At 58.6% G+C, this 15,410-nt stretch carries 10 protein-coding genes and 2 tRNA genes; 5 read left to right on the top strand and 7 right to left on the bottom strand.

The genetic code is table 11. From position 1 onward, the window contains the following. The first annotated feature begins 131 nt into the window (after window positions 1-131). Entirely contained in the window at window positions 132-4,526 is a 4,395-nt protein-coding gene (locus CKW38_RS18575; protein ID WP_256588408.1) for an NEL-type E3 ubiquitin ligase domain-containing protein, read from the top strand. 39 nt (window positions 4,527-4,565) lie between these two features. Here the strand turns inward: CKW38_RS18575 and dnaB are convergent, their stop codons facing one another. The 7 genes from dnaB to rnr all read right to left on the bottom strand — a co-directional run bounded on the left by dnaB (window position 4,566) and on the right by rnr (window position 11,859). Beyond that, the gene (gene dnaB / locus CKW38_RS18570; protein WP_007915846.1) at window positions 4,566-5,963 is read right to left on the bottom strand and encodes a replicative DNA helicase; all 1,398 of its coding nucleotides are present in this window, start codon (window positions 5,961-5,963) and stop codon (window positions 4,566-4,568) included. A 120-nt stretch (window positions 5,964-6,083) separates the two neighbouring features. Further along, window positions 6,084-6,530 carry a 50S ribosomal protein L9 gene (gene rplI, locus CKW38_RS18565; RefSeq protein ID WP_003186385.1) on the bottom strand — a complete coding sequence of 149 codons (447 nt, stop codon included), beginning with the start codon at window positions 6,528-6,530 and terminating at the stop codon, window positions 6,084-6,086. Window positions 6,531-6,548: 18 nt separating this feature from the next. Beyond that, window positions 6,549-7,442, bottom strand: coding sequence for a hypothetical protein (locus tag CKW38_RS18560; protein WP_095113503.1), 894 nt, complete (start codon window positions 7,440-7,442; stop codon window positions 6,549-6,551). 36 nt (window positions 7,443-7,478) lie between these two features. Beyond that, on the bottom strand, window positions 7,479-7,709 hold the full coding sequence (gene rpsR / locus CKW38_RS18555; protein ID WP_002551829.1) for a 30S ribosomal protein S18: 231 nt from the start codon (window positions 7,707-7,709) through the stop codon (window positions 7,479-7,481). A gap of 29 nt (window positions 7,710-7,738) precedes the next feature. Beyond that, the gene (gene rpsF / locus CKW38_RS18550) at window positions 7,739-8,158 is read right to left on the bottom strand and encodes a 30S ribosomal protein S6 (RefSeq protein WP_007915844.1); all 420 of its coding nucleotides are present in this window, start codon (window positions 8,156-8,158) and stop codon (window positions 7,739-7,741) included. 306 nt (window positions 8,159-8,464) lie between these two features. After that, window positions 8,465-9,232: a 23S rRNA (guanosine(2251)-2'-O)-methyltransferase RlmB gene (gene rlmB / locus CKW38_RS18545; protein ID WP_095113502.1), complete on the bottom strand. Its 768-nt coding sequence runs from the start codon at window positions 9,230-9,232 to the stop codon at window positions 8,465-8,467. Further along, entirely contained in the window at window positions 9,229-11,859 is a 2,631-nt protein-coding gene (gene rnr, locus CKW38_RS18540) for a ribonuclease R (RefSeq protein WP_095113501.1), read from the bottom strand. The genes rlmB and rnr overlap by 4 nt, the downstream gene beginning before the upstream one ends. Window positions 11,860-12,085: 226 nt before the next feature. Here rnr and CKW38_RS18535 point away from each other — a divergent pair. From CKW38_RS18535 to CKW38_RS18520, 4 genes are all read left to right on the top strand, one after another. Further along, window positions 12,086-12,172: transfer RNA gene (locus CKW38_RS18535), tRNA-Leu, on the top strand. Between the two features lie 180 nt (window positions 12,173-12,352). Then, a tRNA-Leu gene (locus CKW38_RS18530) sits at window positions 12,353-12,439 on the top strand. Between the two features lie 287 nt (window positions 12,440-12,726). Further along, complete coding sequence (locus CKW38_RS18525; protein ID WP_095113500.1) at window positions 12,727-13,737, top strand: extracellular solute-binding protein; 1,011 nt, start codon at window positions 12,727-12,729, stop codon at window positions 13,735-13,737. After that, complete coding sequence (locus tag CKW38_RS18520) at window positions 13,737-15,302, top strand: iron ABC transporter permease (protein ID WP_095113499.1); 1,566 nt, start codon at window positions 13,737-13,739, stop codon at window positions 15,300-15,302. Before CKW38_RS18525 ends, CKW38_RS18520 begins: the two co-directional genes overlap by 1 nt. The last annotated feature ends 108 nt before the right edge of the window (window positions 15,303-15,410 follow it).

Raw genomic sequence — 15,410 nt, 5'->3', positions numbered from 1 at the left:
CACGACCGGGCCGCTTACCAACGCCAGCCGATATCGATGCGATCGAGCCGGCTCCGAGCATCACGATTCATCGACCCGCGTTGCCGTTTGAAAATCCGCGTGCGCCTAGCCAGTCCCTGGAACATTACTGGGTGCCTGCGGCCACAGGTTTGTCGGATCGCAACGCTGACGGCTTGAGAACGCACAAGGGCCGCCAGTATGCCGATGTACCTGGCGGCATCGTGATGGTCAGCAAAGATGCGCAAACAGGACTGTATCGCGCCAGGCTGCCCAGCGAGTCCAGCCCCTCGGGCCCCGTGCTGCTGCGAGACTCCAGCGCGGGACTCTGGCATGAACTGGAACACTTCGAGCCCATCGGGGTGCCATTATCGAGCACCCGCCTGGAAGCTTTCCGTACGCCACTGGATTTCAGTGACGTTCAAAGGGGCAGCGATGGCCTCCACCGGCTCAACGGCAAGCTCTATGCGGTGATCGACAAGCACAGTTATCAGGTTCTGCACGACACCGATGCCTCTACCCCGTCGACACCGGTGATGCGTATCGTCCGCGCGCAAGATCCGGTTGCCGGCGACAGCACCAACACTTACATCGCCACACGTCCCGGGCGCTCGGAGCCGATCATTTTCGATGCTCGCGACGGCTGGCTGGGGACGCCGGTCGGCGGTGTCGGCGGCATGTTCCGCAGCGAGCCAGGCAGCCCCGCGCAGCCCGGCTTGCTGCAACGGTTTGCCACCGCGATCAATCATTTGCGCACGCCAGAGTCCCGCGCTCGAAAACTCTTCCCGGCCCTCAACAACGAGGAGATCACCCGGCTTCTGCATTCGCACGGGGATGACGTCCGCGGCTATCTGTCCCAACGCGAGGCCAGTTATAGGGCGCTCAAGGCGGATCTCGCTTCCTGGATCAGGAAGACATCCTCGCAGACCTCCACCGAAGCTGCACATCCCGCGGTGGAGCGTGCTGTCGAAGAAATAAAACGTTGCTGGAAGCGGCAGACGGGGACGACGCTGAAACTTGATTTGGCAGAGGCAATCCTTGCGCCACTGACGGCTGATTTCAGCCATGTACGAACTCTGGAGCTGAAAGCGGTCGCCTGGTCGGACACCGCCGATACCTTCCTTGGCAGTTTTCCCAACCTCGAGAAACTGTCGGTGACTCACTCCACTCTGGATAAGCTGCCGACCGATATCGCGCCGATGACCGTTCTCAAGGCTCTGGAGCTGAACTCGAACCGAATCCAGCTCGATGAGCAGACAGCAGTAAAACTGGGCGCACTCGAACAGCTTGAACACCTCGACCTGTCGAGCAACCCGCTTGGCAGAATCCCGGACTTTCGCGGCATGTCGCAACTTCGGTCATTGAACCTGAGCAACACTGGACTGGATCACTGGCCCAGCGGTTTACGCGATCAGGTGGCACTGGACGTGGTCGACTTGCGCAATAACCAACTGCGCGAAATTCCACAGGCGAACCTTGCCCCGTCAAGCAATGAACTACTGGCGATCGCCCGTATCAACTCGGTTACCCTGATTGAAGGCAATCCCTTCCCGGCCGGCTACTGGCGAACGCTTGAGGTCTATTGGCGCCGCGTAGTGGCCGACTATCCGGCGATGCGCACCGGCCCCCGCGCCGACGCGTTCAGACTGGATGGCGACATTCCCGAAGTGGCGATGGTGCGGCATATGTATCCAGACAAGGATCCGCAAGCCGCCAGGGAATATCTGCTCGCCCTGGGTGATGGCGCCGAAGAGCAGATCGCGCGACGCCTTGCCGGTTTCGCGTTACTGGAAACGCAACTGCAGGCCTACATCGCCGACAGTCAACCCGGCCCGGCCTATGCCAGGGGCCCGGAAAGAGTCAACGCCACCCGCCTGGCAAGGATCATCAGAGGCTGCTGGCTAGGCGAATCGGACGGCGTACTGAAACTGCCACCGCTGTACGGTCCATTACCCCTGCTGACCGTGGATTTCAGCCACATCAAATCCCTCAGTCTCGACTCGGTCATCTGGTCGGACACCGCCAATACGCTTCTGTCCAATTGCCCCAATCTGGAAAGCCTGAGCATCGTTAACTCCGGCATCGATAAACTGCCGCAAAAAATCGCCGAGATGGACAAACTCAACTATCTGGACCTGAGTTCAAACCAGATAAAACTGGATGAGCAAAGCGCTTTGGCACTCGGTGCACTGCACCAGTTGAAACAGATCGATCTGTCCAACAATCAACTGCGGGCAGTGCCCGACTTCAGCACCATGTCCGGGTTGCAAGCCTTGAACCTGAAAAACACAGGCCTCAGTCAGTGGCCTGCCGGGCTGCTCGACAAAACCGCTTTGAACCACCTGGACCTGCGCGACAATCGCTTGAGCGAGGTTCCCCAGGCCAACCTCAACCCGACACCCGAGACGCTGGCTGTCGTCGCGCGGATCAACAACGTCACGCGGCTTGAAGGCAACGACTTCCCCTCTGCGTACTGGCGAAAATTCGACGGCTACTGGCGACGCCTTAAAGAGTCTCACCCCGAGCCGATGGAGCCGGCCCATCCCGCCGTATTCGATAGCGAAGACTCCAGGGCGCAGCGTTATCGAAACCTGTTCCCGAGCAAAACCATCAAGGAGTGCAGAGGGTTCATCTGGAATCATGACAAAGGCACCGTTGCACCACGCTTGCTCGGGCTGGAACAAGAATTCGATCTTTTGAAAACCCAGCTCGACGACTGGGTCTTTTCCGGGGGCGGCAACCGCCTGCGTTACGTGCGTGCCAATCAACTGCAGATCAACGCCACCACCCGCAATGACCGCACCGCAGCGCGGGATCGGATCATCAGTTGCTGGCGCCGCGAAACAGCGCAAAAACATGCATTCGACGGCACGCCGATCGGTCTGGAACTGGACTTGAGCGGCCTGACCTTGCCGACCCTGCCGGATCTGAGCATCGACTTCAGCCATGTTGGTTCACTCAGATTGAGCGGCATGAACCTGACGGAGTCACCGGAAGGCTTCCTCACCCGTTTTCGTCATGTGCGCTGGCTGGACATGTCGAACAATCGCCTCAGGGACTTGCCCCCGGCGGTAGGAGAAATGCACGGGATGACGCGCCTGTTTCTGCAGCACAACCAACTTGAGCTCAATGCAGAAACGGCGCGGATACTGGCCGGACGCACAACACTCAGAGCACTCTGGATCGACAACAATCCCCAGCTCGGTATGATCCCGGACTTCAGCCTGATCACCGATATGCGCGAGGTCAGCCTGGCGAACACCGGCATCACGCATTGGCCAACCGGACTGTTTGATCAACCCCTGCTGACCCGGATCGATCTGAGCAATAACCAGATCACCACGATTCCCGACTTTGTCACTGCTCCGCCCCCGGAGCGCCTGGCGCATTCGGTCCAAGTGAACAGTGGCACGTTACTGACGAATAATCCGATTACTGATGAGACGCGGATACAAATGGGCGTCTATCGCATGCAACTGGACGAAGCGCAAACCGGGCTTCACAACAGATTCAACCTGTTCACAACGTCATTTCCTTTGGCTCAACGCCCCATTGCAAGGACCGCCGCAGAGCCCACCCCGATCTGGACCACCGGACTACCCACTGATCAAGCGTTCGCCAGAAACACTCAATGGCGCACGTTGCGCGAGCAGCCAGGCTCAGACGGCTTCTTCAACATCCTCGCAAGCCGTGCGCACCATGCCGATTTCCGGCGTCAGGTCTGGGATGTGATCGATGTCATCAGCCAAGACGATCCACAGTCGCGAACCTTGCGTCGAGAACTGTTCGATCGCGCGTGCGAAGCAGGTTGCACTGACCTTGCCGCAGCCACCTTCACCGACCTGCAAGTCCTGGCCATGACTTACAAGGCGCGCGTTCAGGCCAGGCTCGATTTGAATGGCGCCCCCTTGGTGGCGTTGTCCAAAGGATTGTTCCGGCTCAAACAGGTCGACGACATCGCCGCGGCAGAGATCGCTTCAAGCAGGGCAATCATTGACGATCCGGCAACCTCCCGGGAGCTGCGAAACAGCCACCACCTGCGCATACGCGATCCCCATGAAATGACCATGGCCTACCGCTTTGGTCTCAAGGATCGGCTGCAATTGCCGTTTCAGCCACAGGCACTCACGTTTATCGGCATGGCTGGCGTTACCCCGGCAATGCTGGATGCGGCGTATCGCAAAGTCTCGACGCTGAATGGTTCGCCTGAAGAGTTTCAGGCGTTGGTGTCGATGGATTTCTGGCAGGACTTCATCATTCACAAATACCAGGCGCAATTCGATGCGAGTCGCCAGCCGTTTCAGAATCGCCAGGAAATTCTCGACAGCCAGTCATCACAAGGCCTGCTGAGCGAGGCTCAATACAACATGCAAACCGATGATGTGACGGCGCAGTTGGCGATTGTCGAAGCGACATTGATCCAGACGCTGACGCGGCAGGAATTGCAGCCTCGAACAATGATCGAGGCGCCTCCTGCCGACGTCACGCCTGCGCAGGAAACCCCGGGAACGAGTGGTGCAATGCTGTAATCGATACGTCGCAGCAGGCCGATGGACTTCGGCCTGCTGTCACTCGTCGTCGTCGAAGTTGTAACTGCCTGGGGCAAGGTTTTCGAAACGGGTGTACTTGCCGATAAACGCCAGGCGGATAAAACCGATCGGGCCGTTACGCTGCTTGCCGATGATGATTTCGGCGATGCCCTTGTGTTCGGTTTCCGGGTGATACACCTCGTCGCGGTACACGAACATGATCACGTCGGCGTCCTGCTCGATCGCTCCGGATTCGCGCAAGTCGGAGTTTACCGGGCGCTTGTTGGGACGCTGTTCGAGGGAACGGTTGAGCTGCGACAGCGCCACCACCGGGCAGTTGAATTCCTTGGCCAGCGCTTTCAGGGATCGCGAGATCTCGGAAATTTCGTTGGTACGGTTGTCACCGCTGGAACCGGGGATCTGCATCAGTTGCAGGTAGTCGATCATGATCAGGCCGACGTCGCCGTGTTCACGCACCAGACGCCGGGTCCGCGCACGCATTTCCGACGGGCTGATACCGGCAGTGTCATCGATGAACAGTTTGCGATCGTTGAGCAGGTTGACCGCCGAGGTCAGGCGCGGCCAGTCATCGTCTTCGAGTTGACCGGAACGCACTTTGGTCTGGTCGATGCGCCCCAGCGAGGAGAGCATACGCATGATCAGCGATTCGCCTGGCATCTCGAGGGAGTACACCAGAACCGCCTTCTCGCTGCGCAACACGGCGTTTTCCACCAGGTTCATCGCAAAGGTGGTTTTACCCATCGACGGACGGCCGGCGACGATGATCAAGTCGGACGGCTGCAGGCCGCTGGTCTTCTCGTCGAGGTCGGTGTAGCCGGTAGACAGGCCGGTAATGGCGTTGTCGGTGTTGAACAAGGTGTCGATCCGGTCGATGGCCTTGGTCAGCAAATCGTTCACACCCACCGGGCCGCCGGTTTTAGGCCGGGCCTCGGCAATCTGGAAGATCTGCCGTTCGGCTTCGTCAAGAATCTCGGCGGCAGTACGACCTTCAGGGTTGAAGGCGCTATCAGCGATCTCGGTACTGATGCCGATCAACTGGCGCAAGGTCGCTCGTTCGCGAACGATCTGCGCATAGGCCTTGATGTTGGCGACGGATGGCGTGTTTTTCGCCAGCTCGCCGAGGTAACCGAGGCCGCCGACTTGCGAGGTCTGACCTTCCTTGTCCAGTTGCTCGGACAGGGTCACGACGTCGATCGGCATGTTCTGATCGGCCAGTTTGGCGATCGCGCGGAAGATCAGACGGTGGTCATGTCGATAGAAATCGCCGTCGGAGACTTGATCGAGCACGCGTTCCCAGGCGTTGTTGTCCAGCATCAGACCACCGAGTACAGCCTGTTCGGCTTCGATGGAATGCGGCGGCACCTTCAGGGCAGCGGTTTGCAGATCGTATTGCTCGGGAGCGGAGATATCGTTCATGGCCACTTGTGTTGTTTGGAAAAACAGGGAATTCAGAAAGACAAAGGGCACGACCTGTATAACAGGATCGTGCCCGATGTTAACCGTCTGACGGACAAGCCGCCAGCCGATCAGTGTTGCTTAAGCTGCTACCACGACAACGCGTACGGTGGCTTCAACTTCGGCGTGCAGGTGCACAGCCACGTCGAATTCACCCACGTTGCGGATGGTGCCGTTCGGCAGACGAACTTCGCTTTTCGCAACTTCAACGCCGGAGGCGGTCAGTGCGTCAGCGATGTCGTGAGTACCGATCGAACCGAACAGCTTGCCTTCGTCGCCAGCGGTGGCAGTGATGGTCACTTCCAGCTCGGCCAGTTGGGCAGCACGGCTTTCAGCCGATGCTTTACGGTCTGCGGCAGCTTTTTCCAGCTCAGCACGACGCTCTTCGAACGCAGCCAGGTTGGCAGCGGTCGCAGCGGTAGCTTTGCCGAAAGGCAGCAGGTAGTTACGGCCGTAACCGGCCTTAACGTTTACTTTGTCGCCCAGGTTGCCCAGGTTGGCGATTTTTTCCAGAAGGATCAGTTGCATGTGAAAATCCTCTAACTTTTAACCTTCACCGTTCGCGCTGTCGGTGTCTTTCGACACGTGACGACCGCGAAAATCAATCAGGCTGTCGACAATGGCCAGGACCACGAGCAACGGATAGATCAGCTGCATGAACAACAGCAGCGTGACGTACAACCCCACCAGCCAGAAACCGGCCAGTCGCTTCTGCCCGACCAGCCCATGAATCAGGGCAAGTCCGGCGAACACCAGCGGTACACTGCACAACGGCGTCAACATGGCCATCTGTGCACCGAGATTCGGGCCCAGAAGCATCAACGCCAGCAGCAACATCGCCGGCCCCTGCGGGATCCGGATGGCGCGAAACTCGCGACCAAAACCACCCGGGTTGTACAACAACGCCTGCCAATGCCGCCCGACAATCAGGCTCAGCACGCTGACGATTTGCAACAGCGCCGCAATCAGTCCGGTCAGGACTGGTGCAATCAGGGACGCGAAACGCGCTTGCTCATCGACCGACAATTGCTTGTAGGTCTCACCGAGAAGCGCCGGCATGACCTTTATCAAGGCCTGCGCGAGCATCTCGATCTGGGCCGCAAACGCGGCCCCGAGCACCACCGAAAACACCACTCCAATCACTACGCTGACCAGCAGCGTGCGAACCCAGGACTCACTTGCGCGCAAAACCAACGCAAGTCCCGAAGACCCCAGCAGCACCAGAAGTGCGCGTGGATCATCGGCATACAGCCACCAGATCAATGCCGGCAGCAGCCCCAGAGACAGAACACCCAGGGCGTCCGTCAGTCCGCGCCGCAGCAGCACAAGGCTCCCGGCGGCAGCGCCCAACCAATACAACAACGGCAATGTTGCACATCCGGCCACCACGAGAGTGGCCTGCATACGGCCTCGCATGATGAACTCAGCTAAGGCACGCATGCATTCAATCCTTTGCTACTTGTCGACTGCCCGGTCTCAGCGGCCGTGGCTGTCGGTGTAGGCCAGCAGGGCCAGGAAGCGGGCGCGCTTGATAGCGGTGGCCAGCTGACGCTGATAACGAGCTTTGGTACCGGTGATGCGGCTTGGAACGATTTTGCCGGTCTCGGATACGTAGGCTTTCAGAGTGTTGAGATCTTTGTAATCGATCTCTTTCACGTCTTCAGCGGTGAAACGGCAGAATTTACGACGACGGAAGAAACGTGCCATTTGATAGGCTCCTTAATAAGGTCCGTGGATTACTCGTCAGCGTTATCGCTGTCGTTCTCTTCGCCTTCAGCGCTTTCAGCGCCTTCGTGCTCAGGACGATCGCGACGCTCACGGCGCTCACTGCGGTTTTCTTCAGCCTTGAGCATCTCGGACTGGCCGGTAACGGCTTCGTCGCGACGGATGACCAGGTTACGGATCACTGCATCGTTGTAGCGGAAGTTGTCTTCCAGCTCGGCCAGGGCCTTGCCAGTGCACTCAACGTTCAGCATCACGTAGTGAGCCTTGTGAACATTGTTGATTGCGTAGGCCAGTTGACGACGGCCCCAATCTTCCAGACGGTGGATTTTGCCGCCGTCTTCTTCGATCAGCTTGGTGTAACGCTCAACCATGCCGCCGACTTGCTCGCTTTGATCCGGGTGGACCAAAAAGATGATTTCGTAATGACGCATGAATGCTCCTTACGGGTTGTAGCCTGCCGCTCAAAAACGGTCAGACAAGGAGTGAATGACACTTATGGACTTGCTGGCGCGGGGCACATGCGTGCCTGCCGTCACAGCAAGGGGCGCAATTGTAGAGAAGGGACAGAAGAGGTGCAAGGCAATTGGTGATTATTTGAACAACCAACGATCTTCGCCTTCCCACAAAACAATGTAGGAGTGAGCCTGCTCGCGATGAGGGGGTAACATTCAACTTTGATGCTGAATGTTGCACCGCTATCGCGAGCAGGCTCACTCCTACAGGGGATTTGCAGCAGATCAGGATTTCTTGGTGGCAGCCTTGGCTTTGGCACCGCGCTGACGCTGCGCTTCGAACAGGCACACGCCAGTTGCCACGGACACGTTCAGACTGCTGACACTACCGGCCATCGGTAGCTTCACCAGATAGTCGCAGTGTTCGCGAGTCAAGCGACGCATGCCTTTGCCTTCGGCGCCCATGATCAGGATGGTCGGGCCGGTCAGGTCCTGGTCATAAATGCTGACCTCAGCCTCACCCGCCGTACCGACAATCCACAGACCGCGCTGCTGGAGCTTTTCCAGAGTGCGCGCGAGGTTGGTCACCGCAACCAGCGGAATCACTTCCGCCGCGCCGCAAGCGACTTTACGCACGACCGGCGTCAAAGTTGCCGATTTGTCTTTCGGCACGATCACCGCCAGCGCGCCGGCCGCATCGGCCGAGCGCAGGCAGGCGCCGAGGTTGTGCGGATCGGTCACGCCGTCGAGCACCAGCAACAGTGGCGCGCCTTCGGTGCGGTCGAGCAGCTCGTCGAGCATCGCTTCACCCCAGACCTGGCTCGGGCTGACTTCCGCGACTACGCCTTGGTGAACACCTTCAACCCAGGCGTCCATTTCGCGGCGCTCGGCCTGACCGACCTGGACGCGATTTTCATTGGCCAGTTCAACCAGGTTCTGCACGCGCGGATCGTTGCGGCTTTCCGCCAGCCAGATCTGCTTGACGCGTTTCGGGTGGTGACGCAGCAACGCTTCTACCGCGTGAACGCCGTAGATTTTTTCCAACTGACTCATGACTTCGCCTTCGGTTTACGTGCCCCGCCACTTTTGGCTGGAGCAGAACCCGCTTTTGGCGGGCCTTTACGGTGTTTGCTCGGTTTTGCTGGCTTGCCGCCGGAGGCCTTTTCAGGCGCCGACCGTCCGGTCTTTCCCCCGGACGCCGCTTTACCACCGTTTTTGGCATCGGAAAGCAGAGCTTTCTTCATTTCACGGCTTTTGCGCAGCTCGGCGTTCTTCGCTACGGCGTCGCTTGGGCGATAGGCTTCGGCAGCTTTCTCTTTGGCTGGACGACGACCAGCGCTTTTCGCAGGAGCTGCTTCGGCTTTTTCCTTGGCGGCTGGCGCGGCAGTTTCAGCACCACGCTTTTTGCGACCGATCGGCGCGCTGATGGTTTTCTCCGCCATCTCGAAGTCGATCTTGCGCTCGTCGAGGTCGACACGCATGACGCGCACCTCAACGGTATCGCCCAGACGGAAGCTACGACCGGTGCGCTCGCCCGCCAGGCGGTGATGCACAGGATCGAAGTGGTAGTAATCGCCCGGCAGCGCGGTGACGTGCACCAGGCCTTCGACGTAGATATCGGTCAGCTCGACGAACAGACCAAAACCGGTCACTGCGGTGATCACGCCCGGGAACGATTCGCCCACGCGATCCTTCATGAACTCGCACTTGAGCCAGTTCACGACGTCGCGGGTCGCTTCGTCGGCACGGCGTTCGCTCATCGAGCATTGCTCGCCGAGCTGCTCCAGCGCTGCTTCGTCGTACGGATAGATGCGCGCCTTCGGAATGGTCATCGCACCGGCACGGCGAACGTGCGGGGTGTCCTGTTTCGAATGGATCACGCTGCGGATCGCGCGGTGCGTGAGCAAATCCGGGTAACGACGGATCGGCGAAGTGAAGTGGGTATAGGCTTCGTAATTCAGGCCGAAGTGGCCCTGGTTGTCAGCGCTGTACACCGCCTGGCTCAGCGAACGCAACATCACGGTCTGGATCAGGTGGAAATCCGGACGATCCTTGATGCTTGCCAGCAATGCCTGATAGTCCTTCGGCGATGGACCGTCCTTGCCTTTGTGCAGGGACAAACCGAGTTCGCCAAGGAACGCGCGCAGTTTTTCCAGACGCTCCGGTGGCGGACCGTCGTGGACGCGGTACAGCGCAGGAATTTCGTGCTTCTTGAGGAATTCGGCGGTGGCCACGTTAGCCGCCAGCATGCATTCCTCGATCAGCTTGTGCGCATCGTTACGGGTGGTCGGACGAATTTCGGCAATCTTGCGCTCGGTACCGAAGATGATTCGGGTTTCCTGCGTTTCGAAATCGATCGCGCCACGGACGTGACGGGCAGCCAGCAGAACCTTGTACAGCGCATAAAGCTGCTTGAGGTGCGGCAGAACATCGTTGTACTCACCGCGAAGCTGACGCGCCTCGGTGATTTTCGGCGTTTCAAGCATCGCACTGACTTTGTTGTACGTCAGACGAGCATGGGAATGGATCACCGCTTCATAGAAGCAGTAGTCGGTCATTTCGCCGGACTTGGAGATGGTCATCTCGCAAACCATGGCCAGACGATCGACGTGCGGGTTCAGCGAGCACAGACCGTTGGACAGTTGCTCAGGCAGCATCGGCACTACACGCTCGGGGAAGTACACCGAGTTGCCGCGCACTTGTGCTTCGTTGTCCAGCGCCGAGCCGATCTTCACGTAGCTGGAAACGTCGGCAATCGCCACGTACAACTTCCAGCCGCCGGAGAACAGGCGCAGCTTGCCCGGTTTGGCTTCACAATAAACAGCATCGTCGAAGTCGCGGGCATCTTCACCGTCGATGGTGACGAACGGCAGATGGCGCAGGTCGACGCGCTTCTCTTTGTCTTTTTCTTCGACTTCCGGCTTGAGCTTGGCCGCTTCTTTCAGAACGGCTTCAGGCCAGACATGCGGAATGTCGTAGGTGCGCAGGGCGACATCGATCTCCATGCCCGGCGCCATGTAGTTGCCGACCACTTCGACCACGTCACCTTGCGGCTGGAAGCGCGGCGTTGGCCAGTGGGTGATTTTCACCTCAACGAACTGACCGATCTGCGCGTTGGCGTTACGGCCCGGCGTGACCAGCACTTCTTGCTGGATCTTCGGATTGTCTGCGACGACAAAACCGATGCCGCCTTCTTCGAAGTAGCGACCAACGATGGTTTCGTGAGCACGCGACACCACTTCGACGATCACGCCTTCGCGGCGACCGCGACGGTCAAGACCGGAAACACGCGCCAGTGCACGGTCGCCATCGAACACCAGACGCATCTGCGCCGGGCTCATGAACAGATCGTCGCTGCCATCGTCCGGCACCAGGAAGCCGAAACCGTCACGGTGACCGCTGATGCGACCAAGGATCAGGTCAAGCTTGTCGACCGGCGCGTACGTGCCACGACGGGTATAGATCAGTTGAGCGTCGCGCTCCATGGCGCGCAGGCGACGGCGCAGGGCTTCGATCTGGTCTTCTGTGGTCAGACCAAACTCTTCGACCAGTTGCTCGCGGGCAGCAGGCGAACCCCGATCGGCGAGGTGCGCCAGGATCAGTTCGCGGCTAGGAATAGGGTTTTCATATTTTTCCGCTTCACGAGCGGCCTCGGGATCGAGGGACTGCCAATCGGCCATTAGAGAGTTTTCACCTTGTCTATATGCGGGTTAGTTTGGCATAGGCGCCATGAAACGGGAAATTTCCGACTCTATAAGGCCCTTATCAAGGGCTGTAGCGTCACTTGAAAGCCGTTTTGCACACCGCCGGTAAAAAAAATCATATTTTTTGCTGAGAGGGGTTTACAGTTAAAAAGACGCTCCGTATAGTGCGCGCCATCGACGACGCACAAGCGTTGCCGATACTGCCCAGATGGTGAAATTGGTAGACACGCCAGCTTCAGGTGCTGGTGACCTTACGGTCGTGGAAGTTCGAGTCTTCTTCTGGGCACCAATTTCGAGCTTGAGACTAGATCAGTTTCAAGGCTCACACAAAACCCGCGAAAGCGGGTTTTTTGCATTCTAAGCCCATGTTTTCTTAAAACTGATTTATTAAAATTAAATCAGGGGTTTACAGATCAAAAGTCACTCCGTATAGTGCGCCACATCAACAGCGGCAACGCTAGCGATGATTGCCCAGATGGTGAAATTGGTAGACACGCCAGCTTCAGGTGCTGGTGACCTTACGGTCGTGGAAGTTCGAGTCTTCTTCTGGGCACCAATTCAAATTCAAGGTCACGACCTTGGATTTCACAGAAACCCGCGAAAGCGGGTTTTTGCGTTTCTGGCTTCCAGAAATCCAGAATCCCCCCTGCAGGAGTTGCCGAAGGCTGCGATCCTTTGATCCTGTTTTTAAAGCAAGATCAAAAGATCGCAGCCTTCGGCAGCTCCTACAGTTCAACGTGAGGCCGTACCAGAGCTGGCAGCCTCTCGCAAGGCGCACTTGAGAAACAATATCGTTTATCATTGTTGCAAGTTTTTGCAATGCGACAGTGAGGAACCCTGCGAATGATGTTTCGAAATACCCTGCGCCGAGGCCTGACCTTCACCCTCCTCGGCCTGGCGCTCGCCACTCCCCTCACCCAGGCTGCCGATGCGGTTTCCCTGACTCTCTATAACGGCCAGCATAAAGAAGTCGGCGACGCGATCGCCAAAGCCTTCGAAGCCAAGACCGGCATTCACGTCAACGTGCGCAAAGGCAGCAGCAATCAACTCGCCAGCCAGATCATCGAAGAAGGCGACCGCTCCCCCGCCGACGTGATCTACACCGAAGAATCGCCACCGCTGAACAATCTCGGCGAACTGGGCCTGCTGGCCAAGACCGATGACGCCACGCTGGCCGTGCTTCCGGAAAAATACGTGGCTGGCAACGGCACCTGGATCGGCGTGACGGCGCGCGTTCGTGTGGTCGCCTACAACCCGAAACTGGTCGACGAAAAAGATCTGCCGAAATCGGTAATGGAATTCTCCGACCCACAGTGGCAAGGCAAAGTCGGTTTCGTACCGACCAGCGGCGCCTTTCAGGAACAAGCCGTCGCCATCATCAAAATGCACGGTCGCGATGCCGCCGAGGAATGGCTGACCGGCCTGCGCGCGTTCGGCAAGACCTACAGCAACAACATGGTCGCCCTCAAAGCTGTGGAAAACGGCGAAGTCGCTACCGTACTGGTGAACAACTACTACTGGTTCGCACTGCAACGCGAGAAAGGCAAACTGGATTCGAAACTGCATTACTTCACCGGTGGCGACGCCGGTGGCTTGATTACCGTGTCCAGTGCTGCCGTACTGAAATCCAGCAAACATCCAAAAGAAGCCCAGCAATTCCTTGCCTATATGGCCAGCGAAGAAGGCCAGCGCGTGATCACCCAAACCACCGCCGAATACCCGCTGCACAAAGGCATGGAATCGGATCGCGGGCTCAAGCCGTTCAGCGAACTGGAAGCGCCGAACGTAACCCCGGCCGATCTGGGCAATGCCGAAGAAGCCTTGGAACTGGAACGTGAAGTTGGCTTGAACTGATGGCCGCATCGTTATCCGCCCCCGCCGCGCGCGGGGGTTACGTGCCAAAACGCAAGCGGCCTTCAATCTGGCTGGTATTGCCAGTTTTGTTGCTGGTGATACTGAGTCTGTTGCCGCTCGCCTATGTCGGGCTCAAAGCCTGGCAGGCCGGTTGGGCCGAAGCGCTGCACTTGTTGTGGCGCCCATATGTGTTCGGCCTGCTGCGCAACACCTTGGCGTTAATGGTTGGCGTAACCCTTACGTGCGGCGTGATCGGTCTGTCGCTGGCCTGGCTGCTGGAGCGCAGCAATCTGCCGGGACGACGCCTGTGGGGTGTGATTCTGTGCCTGCCGTTCGCAGTGCCGGCGTTTGTCAGCAGCTTCACCTGGGTGTCGTTGAGCGCGCAGTTCGAAGGCCTTGGCGGGGCGATTCTGGTCATGAGCCTGTCGAAGTATCCACTGATCTTCCTGCCCGTGGCGGCAACCCTGCGCAATCTTGATCCATCCCTTGAAGAATCGGCCCGCACCCTTGGGCAGAATCGCTGGGGCGTGTTTTTCCGTGTCACCCTACCGCTGCTCTGGCCTTCACTGCTAGCGGGTTCGTTGCTGATCGCCCTGCACATGCTGGTGGAATTCGGCGCGTTGTCGATCATCGGCCTGCAAACCTTCACCACAGCGATCTATCAGCAATTCGAACTGGAATTCAGCAACGCCAACGCGGCGATGCTGTCGGCCGTATTGCTGGCGCTGTGCTTGGTGTTGCTGTGGCTGGAACTGCGCGTACGCGGCAAAGGCCGGCATGTGCGCACCGGGCAAGGCGCGGCGCGTCAGGCTGAGCAGGTTCGGCTAGGACCATGGGCAGCGGTCGGTCAGTTGTATTGCCTGATGCTGGCGATTGTTGGCAGCGGAATTCCGCTGGGGATGTTGGCGTATTGGCTGGCGGTCGGTTCGTCGGCGGCTTTTCCGGTGGCCGCGATTACTGAAGCCCTGCTCTCGTCTTTGGCGCTTTCTCTTGGCGGGGCGGCATTGTGCCTGGTGCTGGCAGTGCCAGTCGGATTGCTGGTAGTGCGCTACAAAGGCCAACTGGCGATCTGGGCCGAACGCTTGCCGTATCTGCTGCATGCACTGCCAGGATTGGTGATTGCGTTGACGCTGGTGTATTTCGCTCTGCATTACGTGCCGGCGCTGTACCAGACGTCGGGGCTGCTGCTGATCGCTTATGCGCTGCTGTTTCTGCCACTGGCGCAGGCGCCGATCCGCACGGCCCTGAACAAGGCTGCGCCACAGCTGGAAGAAGCTGCGCGGACGCTGGGCGCTTCGTCGTTCACCGCGTTTTGCCGGGTGACGTTGCCGATTATCTTCCCGGCATTGGGCGCGGCGTTTGCGCTGGTGTTTCTGGATGCGATGAAGGAATTGACGGCGACGCTGCTGTTGAGTCCGACCGGGCTCAATACGCTGGCGACCGAAGTGTGGGCGCATACCGCGAATGTCGAATTTGCGGCGGCGGCGCCTTATGCGGCGTTGTTGATTTTGGTATCGGGGTTGCCGGTTTATTTACTGACGACTCGAATGTATCTGAGTCGCTGATACCGCTATCGCGAGCAGGCTCACTCCCACATGTTGACCGAGCTCCATCAGAGAAACGCGATCTAATGTGGGAGCGAGCCTGCTCGCGAAGAGGCCCGCCCAGACGAC

The sequence above is a fragment of the Pseudomonas sp. Irchel 3H7 genome, from assembly GCF_900187605.1.
In the GTDB taxonomy this organism is placed as follows: Bacteria; Pseudomonadota; Gammaproteobacteria; order Pseudomonadales; family Pseudomonadaceae; genus Aquipseudomonas.
The sequence above is the reverse complement of the archived record's forward strand: the minus strand, read 5'-3'. Positions and strand labels throughout refer to the sequence as shown.